Source organism: Bacillus swezeyi (genome assembly GCF_001969815.1).
GTDB lineage: Bacteria > Bacillota > Bacilli > Bacillales > Bacillaceae > Bacillus > Bacillus swezeyi.
This window is the reverse complement of record NZ_MRBK01000024.1, coordinates 1-14,427: the sequence shown is the minus strand read 5'-3', so window position 1 is coordinate 14,427 and position 14,427 is coordinate 1. Positions and strand designations below refer to the sequence as shown.

14 protein-coding genes and 1 pseudogene are annotated in these 14,427 nt (G+C 44.4%); 12 read left to right on the top strand and 3 right to left on the bottom strand.

The window, feature by feature from the left end; genetic code table 11:
* Nucleotides 1–357: 357 nt before the first annotated feature.
* Nucleotides 358–492 carry a hypothetical protein gene (locus BTA30_RS24175; RefSeq protein WP_261379687.1) on the bottom strand — a complete coding sequence of 45 codons (135 nt, stop codon included), beginning with the start codon at nucleotides 490–492 and terminating at the stop codon, nucleotides 358–360.
* 108 nt (nucleotides 493–600) lie between these two features.
* On the opposite strand from BTA30_RS24175, the gene BTA30_RS17855 reads away from it, so the two are divergent.
* The 8 genes from BTA30_RS17855 (at nucleotide 601) to BTA30_RS24500 (ending at nucleotide 8,751) form a co-directional block, all read left to right on the top strand.
* Nucleotides 601–1,572: a LacI family DNA-binding transcriptional regulator gene (locus BTA30_RS17855; protein WP_076762656.1), complete on the top strand. Its 972-nt coding sequence runs from the start codon at nucleotides 601–603 to the stop codon at nucleotides 1,570–1,572.
* 132 nt (nucleotides 1,573–1,704) lie between these two features.
* The gene (glcT, locus tag BTA30_RS17850) at nucleotides 1,705–2,550 is read left to right on the top strand and encodes a glucose PTS transporter transcription antiterminator GlcT (protein ID WP_076762655.1); all 846 of its coding nucleotides are present in this window, start codon (nucleotides 1,705–1,707) and stop codon (nucleotides 2,548–2,550) included.
* A gap of 222 nt (nucleotides 2,551–2,772) precedes the next feature.
* A complete protein-coding gene (gene ptsG, locus BTA30_RS17845; protein WP_076762654.1) occupies nucleotides 2,773–4,869 on the top strand; it encodes a glucose-specific PTS transporter subunit IIBC in 2,097 nt (698 codons plus the stop codon).
* A 98-nt stretch (nucleotides 4,870–4,967) separates the two neighbouring features.
* Complete coding sequence (locus BTA30_RS17840; protein ID WP_003181247.1) at nucleotides 4,968–5,234, top strand: phosphocarrier protein HPr; 267 nt, start codon at nucleotides 4,968–4,970, stop codon at nucleotides 5,232–5,234.
* The gene (gene ptsP / locus BTA30_RS17835) at nucleotides 5,234–6,952 is read left to right on the top strand and encodes a phosphoenolpyruvate--protein phosphotransferase (RefSeq protein WP_076762653.1); all 1,719 of its coding nucleotides are present in this window, start codon (nucleotides 5,234–5,236) and stop codon (nucleotides 6,950–6,952) included. Before BTA30_RS17840 ends, ptsP begins: the two co-directional genes overlap by 1 nt.
* Before the next feature lie 121 nt (nucleotides 6,953–7,073).
* Nucleotides 7,074–7,307 carry a splAB operon transcriptional regulator SplA gene (splA, locus tag BTA30_RS17830; RefSeq protein WP_076762652.1) on the top strand — a complete coding sequence of 78 codons (234 nt, stop codon included), beginning with the start codon at nucleotides 7,074–7,076 and terminating at the stop codon, nucleotides 7,305–7,307.
* Nucleotides 7,308–7,380: 73 nt separating this feature from the next.
* Complete coding sequence (gene splB, locus BTA30_RS17825; RefSeq protein WP_076762651.1) at nucleotides 7,381–8,409, top strand: spore photoproduct lyase; 1,029 nt, start codon at nucleotides 7,381–7,383, stop codon at nucleotides 8,407–8,409.
* A gap of 207 nt (nucleotides 8,410–8,616) precedes the next feature.
* The gene (locus BTA30_RS24500) at nucleotides 8,617–8,751 is read left to right on the top strand and encodes a hypothetical protein (RefSeq protein WP_411813163.1); all 135 of its coding nucleotides are present in this window, start codon (nucleotides 8,617–8,619) and stop codon (nucleotides 8,749–8,751) included.
* A gap of 553 nt (nucleotides 8,752–9,304) precedes the next feature.
* Here BTA30_RS24500 and BTA30_RS23210 read toward each other — a convergent pair.
* Nucleotides 9,305–9,445 carry a hypothetical protein gene (locus tag BTA30_RS23210; RefSeq protein ID WP_158027659.1) on the bottom strand — a complete coding sequence of 47 codons (141 nt, stop codon included), beginning with the start codon at nucleotides 9,443–9,445 and terminating at the stop codon, nucleotides 9,305–9,307.
* A 103-nt stretch (nucleotides 9,446–9,548) separates the two neighbouring features.
* On the opposite strand from BTA30_RS23210, the pseudogene BTA30_RS24495 reads away from it, so the two are divergent.
* The 4 genes and pseudogenes from BTA30_RS24495 to BTA30_RS17805 form a co-directional block, all read left to right on the top strand.
* Nucleotides 9,549–10,577, top strand: a pseudogene (locus BTA30_RS24495) (cache domain-containing protein); the annotation flags it as partial.
* The gene (locus tag BTA30_RS24490) at nucleotides 10,572–11,519 is read left to right on the top strand and encodes a methyl-accepting chemotaxis protein (protein ID WP_411813164.1); all 948 of its coding nucleotides are present in this window, start codon (nucleotides 10,572–10,574) and stop codon (nucleotides 11,517–11,519) included. The pseudogene BTA30_RS24495 and the gene BTA30_RS24490, both read left to right, overlap by 6 nt.
* 127 nt (nucleotides 11,520–11,646) lie before the next feature.
* A complete protein-coding gene (locus BTA30_RS17810) occupies nucleotides 11,647–12,432 on the top strand; it encodes an SDR family oxidoreductase (RefSeq protein ID WP_076762649.1) in 786 nt (261 codons plus the stop codon).
* Between the two features lie 12 nt (nucleotides 12,433–12,444).
* The gene (locus tag BTA30_RS17805; protein WP_076762648.1) at nucleotides 12,445–13,317 is read left to right on the top strand and encodes an NAD(P)-dependent oxidoreductase; all 873 of its coding nucleotides are present in this window, start codon (nucleotides 12,445–12,447) and stop codon (nucleotides 13,315–13,317) included.
* Nucleotides 13,318–13,371: 54 nt separating this feature from the next.
* Here BTA30_RS17805 and BTA30_RS17800 read toward each other — a convergent pair whose 3' ends face one another.
* A complete protein-coding gene (locus BTA30_RS17800; RefSeq protein ID WP_076762647.1) occupies nucleotides 13,372–14,148 on the bottom strand; it encodes a CAP domain-containing protein in 777 nt (258 codons plus the stop codon).
* Nucleotides 14,149–14,427: the final 279 nt, after the last annotated feature.

Here is a 14,427-nt window from a genome sequence, read left to right as displayed (position 1 = left end):
CAGATTGTTGACAAAATCCTAAAACGGTTTAAAGTTTTAGGATTTTGTCATCCTTTTAGCGTGACCCGAAACCTTTGCAGTCTAGGAAGGGCGAGCATCGGAGCGGACTTTCACAGGATGTGATGACGTCGGTGTTTGGACAAGATGTCGTTGCACTTAACCGACGTTCCTTCCTGATTCGTGAGCACCGACTCAGCAGGCCTGACAACGAATGCGAGAGTTTGTCGACACGCTGAGAACCCGTTGTAAAGCGGGTTCCTTTTGTTTGTTTCAATGTCGTCAATTCGTGTATGGCTGGATTGCAAAAAAACTTCCACACTCTTTTCCTTTATTTTGACTTCATTTACACTAAAGATATCAATCCTTTGAGATGAAAAAATCGTCAAAAGAGCGAAACGGTTTGACCTCATGCTTTTCTTTAAGCGGTTTCATAGCCGCTTTTGAAGACAGTACGATGATTATACATAAGAGGATCAGAATAAAGATACCCATTTTTCTTCTCCTTTCCAAATTGAAAACGTGTTCAGCACCGGTGCTGTTTATATTCTAAAGTATGAAACGCATTCCAGATCAAGAAAGAATTGAAAGAAGGGAAAACGAATGGCGAATATCAGGGAAATAGCCAAAGCGGCGGGTGTTTCAATTACGACTGTTTCAAGGGTTCTCAACGGACATCCCTATGTAAAAGAAGAAAAGCGGAAAAAAGTCCTTGAGACGATTGAGCGGCTTGAATATGCGAGAAATATGCATGCCGTCCATTTATCAAAAGGCTTTTCCAACATGATCGGCGTTGTACTTCCGACAATCAGCCTTCCGTATTTCTCTGAATTGATTGAAGGAATTGCCGAAGAGGCGGCCAAAGCCGGCATTCACTTTGCGCTTTATCAAACAAATTATCAATTGGAAAAAGAAATTTTTGCATTGGAGCAGTTGAAGCAGCGGCAGGTCGACGGCTTGATTTTTTGTTCAAAAGCGATGTCTGATGAGGAGCTTTTAAACTGGCGGGAAACAGGGCCGTTCATCCTTTGTCAGGATTCGAGGGAACAGCATTTTTCAACGATCAGCATCCCGCATCAGGAAGCGTTCCGCTGCGGATTGGATTTTCTGATTGAAAAGGGGCATAGAAAAATCGCGATCGGCTTGGCGAGGAAAAATGGAGTGAACAGCCACTTCCGCTTGACCGCTTATAAGGAAGCGCTCGCCGCCATAGGGGAAACATACCGGGAGGACTGGGTTTTTGAGAGGTCATTAACGATTACCGACGGGCGAAAGCTGTTTTCGGAATGGAGCAGAATGGAGGAGAAACCAACGGCGGTGTTCGTTGCCAATGACCAAGTATCAGCAGGGCTCTATCTTGAAGCTCGGCATCACAATATAGATATTCCCGGCAAGCTCGCTATTTTAAGCTGTGATAATCAGCCGATCAGCGAAGTTCTCGGTATTTCAACGATCGAAATTAAGATAAAAGACATGGGCAGACACGCCTTTCGCCTCCTTCAAAAAAGAATCAGCGGACATGATCCTGAAAAGCAGATCATCTCCTACAAACTGGTGAAACGATTGACAGTCTAATAAAAAAATCAATCATTTTCCAGTCAGTGATCAAATTTCGACATTTTTCATCAAAATCGTTGAAATAAATTGACGCGCTTTCATGAGTTTTGTACGATATGAGAGATTGATGACAAAAAGGAGCTGAGGATCGTGAATAGATCCTTTACCGTTGAAAAGGTACTCAACAACAACGTTTTAATCGCTCTGCACGAAGATTACAGAGAGGCTGTCTTGATTGGAAAAGGGATCGGATTTGGCAAAAAACGCGGAGATCTTATCGATCATGAGAACTATGAAAAAATGTTTATCCTCGAAAATGATAAAGAGCAGACGCAGTATAAGAAGCTCCTCACATATGTCGATGAGAAAATGGTTGATATCGCCAATGACGTCATTTACCATATCGCGCAAAAGATCGGCCAGCCGCTTAATGAGCATATCCATGTCGCTCTTACAGACCATATTGCATTTGCAGTTAAGCGCTTAGAAAAGGGTTTTGATATGAAAAACCCGTTTTTGCTTGAGACGGAATCGCTTTATCCGCAAGAATACGAAGTGGCCAAAGAAGCTGTCAAGATGATCAATGAACAATCCGACATTCAGCTCCCTGATGGGGAAATCGGTTTTATTGCGCTTCATATTCACAGCGCGATGACGAACCGGCCGCTGTCTGAGGTCAATCAGCATTCACAGCTGATCTCGCGGCTTGTTCAGGTGATTGAAGATGCTTTTCAGATGAAAGTCAACAAAGAAAGCGTTAACTATTTGCGTCTGATCCGTCATTTGCGGTTTACGATTGACAGGATCAAGCGGGAGGAACCCATTCAAGAGCCGGAAAAATTAATGTTGTTGTTGAAAACGGAATATCCGCTGTGTTACAATACTGCTTGGAAGATGATAAAAATCTTGCAGCAATCGCTCAAGAAACCTGTTCATGAGGCAGAAGCCGTTTACTTAACATTGCATTTGTACCGTTTAACTAATAAAATTTCATAACGCCTTTATAACGTGTTACTGATTCGATCAGGCATGAGTGAAAAAGGGAAGAAATGAAGACGCTGTCTTTTGTTTCTTTGTGTACCCGCTTTCACCCATGCCTTTTTTGTCGTTTTAAAAACGAAATGTAAACGGTTTAATTGAAAAAAAGAATGCCTTTTGTACGAAGTTGTCATGAATTTTTGCTGTAAGGTCAGACTATCCTTAGAGGGGGTAAAAACAATGTTTAAATCGCTATTCGGCGTTCTGCAGAAAATCGGGCGGGCGCTTATGCTTCCTGTTGCGATCCTGCCGGCTGCAGGGATTCTGCTTGCCTTAGGTAACGCCATGCAAAATCCGCAAATGACAAAGGTTGCGCCGTTTCTAACAAATGATGCGGTTCAGCTTGTTGCGAAAGTGATGGAAAGTTCAGGTGATGTTGTTTTCACCAACTTGGCGCTGTTATTCGCAGTCGGTGTTGCGATCGGCTTGGCCAATGGTGACGGTGTCGCCGGTATCGCCGCGATCATCGGATATCTTGTCATGAATGTCACGATGAGTGCGGTACTTCTTCAAAACGGCTCGATTCCGAGCGATGCTGTTGAAAGAGCACAATTTTTCACTGAGAACCATCCGCAATATACGACAATGCTCGGTATTCCGACTTTGGCGACCGGGGTGTTCGGCGGTATTATTGTCGGTGTTCTCGCCGCTGCGATGTACAATCGCTTCTTTAAAATCGAACTTCCGCAATACTTAGGATTCTTTGCCGGAAAACGCTTTGTTCCGATTATCACATCAATCAGCGCTTTGCTTCTCGGACTAATCATGCTTGTGATCTGGCCGCCGATCCAAGGTGCGTTGAACAGCTTTTCAACAAACCTGCTGGCCGCCAATGAAGCGCTTGCAGCCTTAGTTTTCGGAACGATTGAACGTGCACTGATTCCATTCGGATTGCACCATATTTTCTACTCGCCGTTCTGGTATGAGTTCTTCAGCTATACAAACCAGGCTGGAGAAATTATCCGTGGAGACCAAAGAATTTTCATGGCGCAAATTAAAGACGGTGTTGAATTGACAGCGGGAACATTTATGACTGGTAAATATCCGTTCATGATGTTCGGTCTTCCTGCCGCAGCGCTTGCGATCTACCATGAAGCAAAACCGAAAAACAAAAAGCTTGTCGCAGGTATTATGGGTTCAGCTGCGCTGACGTCTTTCTTAACGGGTATTACTGAACCGATCGAATTCTCATTCTTGTTTGTTGCACCGATTCTTTTTGCGATTCACTGTGTGTTTGCCGGGCTGTCATTCATGATGATGGACATCCTGAATGTCAAGATCGGAATGACGTTCTCCGGAGGTCTGATCGATTACTTCCTGTTCGGCATTCTGCCTAACCGTACGGCCTGGTGGCTTGTGATCCCTGTCGGCTTAGTGCTGGCTGTGATCTACTACTTCGGATTCAGGTTTGCGATCCGAAAGTTCAACATGAAAACGCCTGGACGTGAAGAAGAGACAGAAGAAGCTTCAGGTGGCGGCTCGGAATCAGCCGGAGACCTGCCATACGAGATTCTTGAAGCAATGGGAGATAAAGAAAACATCAAGCACCTTGATGCATGTATTACAAGACTTCGTGTAACCGTCAATGATCAGAAGCAAGTTGATAAAGAGCGCTTGAAAAAGCTTGGCGCATCAGGCGTACTTGAAGTCGGCAATAACATTCAGGCGATCTTCGGACCGAGATCAGACAATTTAAAATCACAAATGCAGGATATTATGTCAGGACGCACACCGCGCCCTGAAAAAGCTCCGAACGCCGCTGAGGAAGTGGAGCAGCAGATTGAAGAAGCAATGGTTGAGCCTCTTCAAAATGAAGCGGGTGAAGAAGTATTCGTTTCACCGCTTGCAGGAGAGCTTCATCCGATTACTGATGTACCCGACCAAGTTTTCTCTGGAAAAATGATGGGTGACGGATTCGCGATTCTCCCTTCAGAAGGCACAGTCGTTTCTCCTGTAAGAGGAAAAGTGCTGAACGTCTTCCCGACAAAACATGCGATCGGTCTGCAATCTGACGGCGGCAGAGAAGTTCTGATTCACTTTGGAATCGATACTGTCAGCTTGAAAGGTGAAGGTTTCACGTCGTTTGTTTCTGAAGGAGACCACGTTGAACCAGGACAGAAGCTGCTTGAAGTCGATATTGAAAAAGTGAAGGATCAAGTTCCTTCTCTGATGACGCCTGTCATTTTCACAAACCTTGCAGAAGGCGAAAGTGTGAGCTTGCAGGCAGAAGGCGATGTCAGCATCACTCAGGACGAAATCGTCCGCATTGAAAAATAAATTCACAAAATGGCCGTACTTGTCAGATGACATGTACGGCTGTATGATATAATATTGTGAATGTATTAAAGCTTTAAATTAAAAGGAGATTGATAAAAATGGCACAAAAAACTTTTAAGGTAACTGCAGATTCTGGTATCCACGCGCGTCCAGCGACAGTTCTTGTACAAACGGCAAGCAAATATGATGCAGATATCAATCTGGAATATAATGGCAAAACCGTAAACCTTAAATCTATTATGGGTGTTATGTCACTTGGCATTGCAAAAGGTGCCGAAATTACGATTTCTGCTTCAGGCGCTGACGAAAATGATGCTCTTTCCGCACTTGAAGAAACAATGAAAAGCGAAGGACTCGGCGAGTAATGCTTGAATTGAAAGGAATAGGCGCGTCAGCCGGTATTGCGATCGCAAAAGCATATCGGCTTGAGGAGCCTGATCTAACGGTTGAAAAGAAAAATATCTCTGATTCTGAGGCGGAAATAAATCGTTTTGAACAAGCCATCGAGCATTCGAAAAAAGAGCTTGAAACGATTAAAAGCCATGCTTTAAAAGAGCTTGGAGAAGATAAAGCGGAAATCTTTTCTGCGCATCTTTTGGTTTTAAGCGATCCTGAACTATTAAATCCGATTAAAGATAAAATCAAATCAGATTCCGTGAATGCGGAGTTTGCTTTAAAAGAAACGGCTGACATGTTTGTCACAATGTTTGAGTCAATGGATAACGAATATATGAAAGAACGCGCCGCAGATATCCGCGATGTCACAAAGCGTGTCACTGGACATCTTCTCGGTGTTGAAATTCCAAACCCGAGCCTCATTTCCGAAGAGGTCATTATCGTTGCCGGTGACTTGACTCCTTCTGACACAGCTCAATTAAACCGCCGTTTTGTTAAAGGGTTTACAACAGATATCGGCGGACGGACATCCCATTCAGCTATCATGGCCCGCTCTTTGGAAATTCCTGCGGTTGTCGGAACAAAAGCGGCGACGAAGGACATTCAAAATGGCGTAACTGTGATCGTAGACGGGATCAACGGCGATGTGATCGTCGATCCTTCACAGGACATCATCAGCCAATATGAAGAAAAGCATCAAAGCTTTTTGGCGCAGAAAGCGGAATGGGCCAAGCTAGTCAACGAGCCGACTGTAACAAGCGACGGCCACCATGTTGAACTTGCCGCGAACATCGGGACTCCTGATGATGTAAAAGGCGTTCTCGAAAATGGCGGGGAAGCCGTCGGACTTTACCGTACAGAGTTTCTTTATATGGGCAGAGATCAGCTTCCTACTGAAGAGGAGCAATTTGATGCCTATAAAACCGTTCTTGAGCGTATGGAAGGCAAGTCAGTTGTCGTTCGTACCCTTGATATCGGAGGAGACAAAGAGCTCCCATATCTTGAGCTGCCAAAAGAAATGAATCCTTTCTTGGGGTACAGAGCCATCCGTCTCTGCCTTGATGAGCAGGACATTTTCAGAACACAGCTTCGCGCGCTGCTTCGGGCTAGTACATATGGAAACCTGAAAATCATGTTCCCTATGATTGCGACTGTTAATGAATTTAGACAAGCAAAAGCGATTCTTTTAGAAGAAAAAGAAAAGCTTCAATCTGAGGGGCAGACAGTTTCCGACGACATTGAAGTCGGAATGATGGTTGAAATTCCGTCTACAGCAGTGATCGCTGATCAATTTGCTAAAGAAGTCGATTTCTTCAGCATCGGAACGAATGACCTGATTCAATATACAATGGCTGCTGACCGGATGAATGAACAGGTATCTTACCTTTATCAGCCATACAATCCTGCGATTCTCCGCTTGATTACACTTGTCATTGAAGCCGCTCATAAAGAAGGAAAATGGGTCGGCATGTGCGGTGAAATGGCTGGAGATGAAATTGCGATCCCGATTCTTCTAGGCCTTGGCCTTGATGAGTTCTCAATGAGCGCAACTTCAATCCTTCCGGCGAGAACGCAAATCAGCAAGCTTTCCAAAAAAGAAGCAGAATCGTTCAAAGAACAAATTCTGTCAATGAGTACAACAGAAGAAGTCGTTCAATTCGTAAAAGAAACGTTCAATCGGTCGTAAATCATCTGTAAGAGCCCAGACGGCATTCCATTGCCTGTCTGGGTTTTTTGTTTTGCAGGAATGAGCCTTGATCCGGACGGGGATAATACATGTTATCGATCTGGAAGAAGGGGGTTTTTTTATGTCAAGACAAGATTTCAAGGCGGGAGATCAGGTGTATGTCATTTACCGGAATCCGCATGCCGTAAACGTAGCCCATATTAAAGAAGCTGAAGTTGTCGAACACCCGCTGCATGAAGGCGAACTGGCATTGTTTCTGTATGATACATACCACGCGCTCGCAGAAGATGATGCTGTTTTTTCTTCATATGAAGAGGCAGAGCGGATTTATCGTGACTTATTTGACGGGCTTTAACATTTTCTAAGTATATCAAATCCGGTTCATGCAAAAGGTATTGGAAATAAGGTAAAGGATGTGTCAGCTTCCAATGATTAAACCGTTTGTTCCCCAGCTTGTCTACATTGAACCGAAGGCTTTGGAATACCCGCTCGGCAGAAAACTGAGAGATCAATTTTTACATATGGGCCTTGAGATCAGAGAAACGACTTCCCACAACCAGGTGAGGAACATTCCGGGAGAAGGCCACCTGCAAAAATACCGGAATGCAAAATCGACTTTAGTCATCGGCGTCAGAAAAACGCTGAAGTTCGACTCATCAAAACCGTCCGCAGAATACGCGATTCCGTTTGCGACTGGATGCATGGGCCACTGCCACTACTGCTATCTGCAGACGACGATGGGCAGCAAGCCTTATATCAGGACATATGTCAATGTTGAGGAAATCCTTGATCAGGCTGATGAGTACATGAAGGAGCGCGCTCCTGAAGAAACACGGTTTGAGGCCTCCTGCACATCTGACATCGTCGGAATTGACCATTTAACACATACATTAAAACACGCGATTGAGCATTTCGGAAAAACGGATCTTGGAAAGCTGCGCTTTGTGACAAAGTTTCACCATGTCGACCATTTGCTTGATGCTGAACATAATGGAAAAACAAGGTTCAGATTCAGCATCAATGCCGATTATGTCATTAAAAGCTTTGAACCTGGCACTTCTCCTTTGGATAAACGGATCGAAGCCGCCGTGAAAGTGGCGGAAGCAGGCTACCCGCTCGGCTTTATCATAGCGCCCATTTATATATATGACGGGTGGCAGGAAGGCTACAGGGTGTTATTGGAAAAGCTGGATCGTGCACTGCCGCAGCACACCAGAAATGACATCACCTTTGAAATGATCCAACATAGATTTACAAAGCCTGCAAAGCGCGTCATTGAAAAAAATTATCCGAAAACAAAGCTTGAACTTGACGAAGAAAAACGCCGCTATAAATGGGGCAGATACGGAATTGGAAAATATATTTATCAAAAGGATGAAGAAGCCGAGCTTCGGCATGCGCTGGAATTATATGTGGACAAATACTTTCCGGAAGCAAAAATCGAATATTTCACATAACAGAGCCTCTCCTTGAAAACAGGCTCTGTTTCTTCTATTTAATTACCGTGAGCAAAATAGCAAAATGAATGTGGAGATGAAAAAGGGATGGAAGAACTGAACCGGGCGATTGAACTGCGGAAAAACGGCAATCTGAAAGAATCCAACAAAATGCTTCTGCAATTTGGTAAAGGCTGATCCAGACAATGCGCCTGGAGCTTTGATGTCATGGGAGAAGAAGCAAAAGCTGTTAACAGGCAATCAGACTGGGATTGTGCAGATAGAACATTGGGAGAAAAGGAGACAGTTCTGAAAGGAATCGAATCGTTTCCGAATAACAGTGTCATCCAGATGTTTACATAATACAATTTAAAAGAGCACCATCAAGCCATGGCGCTATTGCTGCAGGTGCCTGCTGATACAGCGGCAGACAGCGAAATTCTAAGCTATAAACGTGCAATCGATTTCTATTCTGATCAATTGGACCGCATTTGGAAATAAACAAACCGGGGAAACACCTGATACGACAGGAGTTTCCCATTTTAATATGGAAGAAGGATTTCCCAGTCTGGAATCACACAAAGAGTCGGAACGTCCGCAATGAAAGGGAAGGAGCGCGTTTTACTCCGTCCCATACAGCCAGCCATATTGTTCATCTGGCTGACTTGTGATCATGCCGTATCCACCCGCCGCCCAGCAGCCGCTTCAGCCCTCTCATAACCAATTCGTATTAGGGGTACGGAAAGAGTCTCTATTTTTTGATGTATGTGAAAGTACTCCCTGTCTGTCACTTATTTCTCATTTGTGATGAAGAAGGATTGGAGTGAAATCGACAAGCCCCAAGCAGAGCCGGTCTTCTGCAACCGCCCGCAAAGCTCCCTTCCGGAAATATATCAATGTGGGAATGAAGCTCTTTTCATTCCATAAAAGTTCTGCGGTCGGTTTCCCTCTGCAAAAATACCCGCGCGGAAACATCATCATCTGAATTATTGCGGATTTCAACCTGCTGATCAGAAGTGCCGTGATCGACGTAAAATCGTTTTATTGATCGAACCACCACATTTCCCGCATGATATCGTTAAATTTGCCTCTAGTCTTAAACAATCCAGGAGAAAAGCCGATAAAAAAAGTATGAAAGTGTACGTAAAGGAGGGATTCGCATGTTTAAAAAACTGCACATTAAAATAGCCGGATTCGTAGCTGTCTTACTGATTCTGACAGTGATTGTTCTCCAATTGTCAACAACGTTCATACTGAAATCCATGCTTCAGGAAGAAGCGGAACATTCAACCTCAAGCCTGCTCAACTCGATTAAAGGGAATATAGAGCTTCAATTGAAGAACTATGAAATCGCTTTAAACCGTATGAGCGACGGCCAAATGAGTCAGTCGTTTTTAGAGAACGATGAAGATAAAACGCTCGTTAAGCTTGTTAACAATGAATTAGAGCAAATCAAGGAAAAAAATGAGTTTGTCAATTTTGCTTATATCGGTACAGATAAAAAAGAAACGCTTATATACCCGGAAACTACATTTGATAAAGATTTTGATCCGACGACCCGGCCTTGGTATACACTAGCTGAAAAAACACCTGACCAGGTTGTTTGGACTGAACCATATGAAGATGTTGTGTCAGGAGAGATGATGATAGCGGGGGCAAAAGCAATCGTTGTCAACAATAAAGTAAAAGCTGTAATCGGCTTTGACATTTCATTAAATTCATTAAACAAAATCATTGAAAACCAAAAGATGCCTTATGACGGATATGCATTTATCATCGACCAAAACGGGACAATGCTGGCACATCCATCAAAACAGGGTGAAGACATGTCACAAGATAAGACGTACAAAGACATTCCTTCCGCAAAAGACGGGATCAAGATAGGCAAAGACAATGTCATCGCTTATCAGACGATCGACGGCACGGGCTGGAAAGTCGGGACGCAGTTTCAAACTGACAAACTGCTGTGGGTCGCACAAGAAATGAACAAAATTGTGATGATCGTCTCAGTCATCGCTTTAGCGGTCGCGATCATCTTGAGCTATTTCTTGGCCAAAACCATTACAGGGCCGATCAAACAGTTGATTGGCAAAACCAAATCCGTCTCTGAGGGAGATTTGACTGTTCAAACGGCCGCTAAGTCAAAAGATGAAGTCGGAACGCTTACAAAAGACTTTAACAAGATGGTCGAGCACATGAAAGAGATGATTCTTAAAGTGAGAGCGTCATCTGGAAAGGTAGCGGAAACAACCGATCAATTGCGGACTGTCTCTGGAGAAACGGTATCAACGAGCGATGAAATCGCCAAGGCGATTGAAGAAGTCGCGACTGGTGCGACAGAACAGGCGGCAGAAGTTGATACCGTCAATGAAAAATCCGAGCGGCTGTCTGTCAAAATGAAAGGAATCGAAAATCATGCCGACAGCATCCAGAAGCTTTCAAGAACATCTGAAGAAGCAAGCTACAAAGGAATTGACGCGCTCGGGCAGCTCTTGGCGAAGTCAAATGAGGCCAACACCGAAACGAAAAAAGTGGAGCATATGCTTCAGCAGCTTGAAGACAAAACGAAGAATATTGAAGATGTCGTCACAGCGATCTCGGCGATATCTGATCAGACCAACCTACTCGCTCTAAATGCGAGCATTGAAGCGGCACGAGCCGGAGAAAGCGGACGCGGTTTCGCCGTAGTCGCAGAAGAGGTCAGAAAGCTGGCCGAGCAATCGGCAGCCTCTTCACAGCATATCAGTGAAACGGTCAAACAAATTCAGCTTGAAACAAAAGAAGCCGTTTCGGCGATGACTGAAGCAAGCAAGATGAATGAAGAACAAAATGACATGATCCATGAGACAGGGGAAGCGCTCAGCAAAATTACCGCCGAGATGCAGAACCTTGTCAAATCGATTGATCACATCTATGTAGAGATCTCGGATATGAGCGGAGAACAGCAAAGAATGACGGACTCGATTCAGAGCATTTCAGCGATTTCCCAGCAATCCGCCGCTGCAGCCGAGGAAGTCAGCGCCTCCACAAATGAACAGCTGACGGCTTTGGAAACGATCGCTACATCAACTGAAGCGCTAAGCAGCGCAAACAAAGATCTCTTAGATGCGATTAACAAGTTTAACGTATAATGATAGCTTCGGCTTCGGTGGTAAAGCCCCTTCTTGTTCAAGAAGGGGCTTCATTTTTTAAAATCTCAGCATCCCAATTTTCTGAATATACATGTTACACTAGAAGAAAGAAGGGAGTTGATGTCTGGTGGATTTGAAGATCAAAGGCAAAACCGCGCTGGTCGCGGCCAGCAGCAAGGGCCTCGGAAAAGCGATCGCTGCGGCTCTTGCTGAAGAAGGCGCCAATATCATGCTGTCCGGCCGAAATGAAGCGGCATTAAAAAATGCCGCGGAAGAGCTGAGCGGCCTTGGGAGCGGTACGGTTTCATACGAAGTATGCGACCTCGCGAACGGGGAAGAGATCAAAGCGCTTGTAGAAAAGACAGCTGAAGTGCACGGCACGGTGGATATGCTTGTCAACAATGTCGGAGGGCCTAAAGGCGGCAGCCTGTTAGAGCTCACAGACGATGATTGGACATCATCGTTTGAACTTCATCTGCTCAGCTATATCCGCTTGATTCGCGAAGCTTTTCCATACTTAAAAAAGAATGGCGGGCGCATCATCAATATCGCTTCATCATCAGTCAAACAGCCGATCCCGGGTCTTCTGCTTTCCAATACGTTTCGGATGGGAATTGTCGGTCTCACAAAATCTCTCGCGGAAGAATTGGCGGAACACCGCATCTTGATGAACACGCTTGCTCCCGGAAGAATCGCGACAGACCGTGTGGCAGATCTTGACCGGCAGAAAGCCGAAAAAACAGGCCTTTCCGAGCGGCAGGTGAAAGAAGATTTTGAACAGCAAATTCCGCTTGGCGCCTATGGAAAACCGGAAGAATTTGCACAATACGCAAGCTTTCTATTATCTGAGTGCAATACATACATGACTGGACAAACGCTGCTCATAGACGGCGGAATGGTCAAAGCAATATAAGGGGGAAACAACATGAAAAAAACAATCGGATTTATCGGCCTCGGTGTCATGGGAAACAGCATGGCCGCGCATATTTTGGCTGAAGGCTATCCCGCAGCCGTCTTTACGAGAACAAAACAGAAGGCGGACAACTTGGTGGAAAAAGGTGCGGTATGGAAATCGTCCGTGAAAGAACTGGCACAAGCGGCAGATGTCGTCATTACAATGGTCGGTTACCCCAAAGATGTTGAAGAAGTCTATTTTGGCAGCGGCGGAATTATTGAAAATGCCAAAACAGGTTCATATCTCATTGATATGACAACATCCAAACCTTCGCTTGCCAAAAAAATCGAAGCAGCCGCAAAAGAGAAGGGGCTATATGCTTTAGACGCTCCGGTGTCCGGCGGAGACATCGGTGCACGTAACGGCACGCTTGCCATTATGGTCGGAGGAGAAAAGAAAGCCTATGATGAATGCTTCCCGATTTTTTCAGTCATGGGGGAAAACATTCAATATCAAGGTCCTGCAGGAAGCGGCCAGCACACGAAGATGTGCAACCAGATTGCGATTGCCGCGGGTATGATCGGTGTTGCCGAAGCGATGGCCTACGCCAGGAAATCAGGGCTGGAGCCGAAAAACGTTTTAAAAAGCATTACAACAGGAGCAGCGGGAAGCTGGTCGCTTTCCAATCTCGCACCAAGGATGCTGGAAGGCGATTTTGAACCGGGCTTTTATGTCAAACATTTTATTAAAGATATGGGGATCGCGCTTGAGGAAGCGGAGCTGATGGGTGAGAAAATGCCCGGTCTGGAGCTTGCCAAAACCCTTTATGACAAGCTGGCGGAAAAGGGAGAAGAAAACAGCGGCACACAAAGCCTGTACAAGCTTTGGAGCGATTACAGGTAAACAAAAAACCACTTGCATTTCCGAATGGAAAGCAAGTGGTTTTTTAGATCATGCTTATTTTCCGATGAACTGCTGAGTCCAGTAGTTGCCGTCTTTCACATATCCTACACCGATATGTGTAAAGTCAGGGTTCATAATATTTTTTCTGTGGCCTTCACTGTTCATCCAAGCTTTGACAACTTCTTGAGGCGTTCTTTGGCCTTTTGCAATGTTTTCGCCGGCAGTACGGTATGAGATGCCGAATTTCTTCATCATGTCAAACGGAGAACCGTAAGTCGGACTGTTATGGTCAAAGTAGTTGTTGTCTTTCATATCTTGAGATTTTGTGCGGGCTACCTTGCTTAATTTTTCGTCTAAAGTAAGAGGTTTTAAGCCCTGTTTCTTTCTCTCAGCATTTGTCAGCTCAACGACTTCTTTTTCATATGCGCTGACTGAAGAAGAAGCTGAAGTTGTGTCTTCCTTTTGCTCGGAAGTCTGCTCTTTTGAAGCCGCAGGCTTAGAAGCTTCCTGTTTTTGAGTCTGAGTGTTTTCAGGCTTAGAAGCTTTAGGCTTAGAAGCTTCAGGCTTAGAAGCCTTAGGAGCAGAAGCTTTAGGCTGCTGAGTTGCTTGTTTCATATAAGATTGAAGCAGTGACTGAATTTTTTCTTGATCAGCTTTAGAAAGCTGGTTCGGATTTTGAATATTCAGTTTGCCGGCCAGATCAGAAACATTTATAGAATGGATGGTTTTGACTTGAACTTGTGGCTGTTCCTTAGCGTCTGCGTGCTGAATGCCGCTGAATGTAAAGATTGATGCAGCAGCAGCAGCTGTTAAAAGAAAAGCTTTTTTCATAAACTATTATCCTCCTAAATGTTGTGTTTTGTTTCGTACAGTAGCATCATAACACGGTTTTTTTGAAACAATAGATCCATTAATTCCCTTTGACAAGCGATAATTGTTAATTTTGACATAAAAAAATGAAAATCCCATTCCGGCAAGGTGTAACCAAATCTCTTTTTTACACGTCTTGTCATAAACGTACCAAATTTTAAATATGTTAGATAAATTTTAATATAAAAAGAGATTGACAGCTTTTTATGAAACTTTAGATTGTAACAACCATTACAAAAG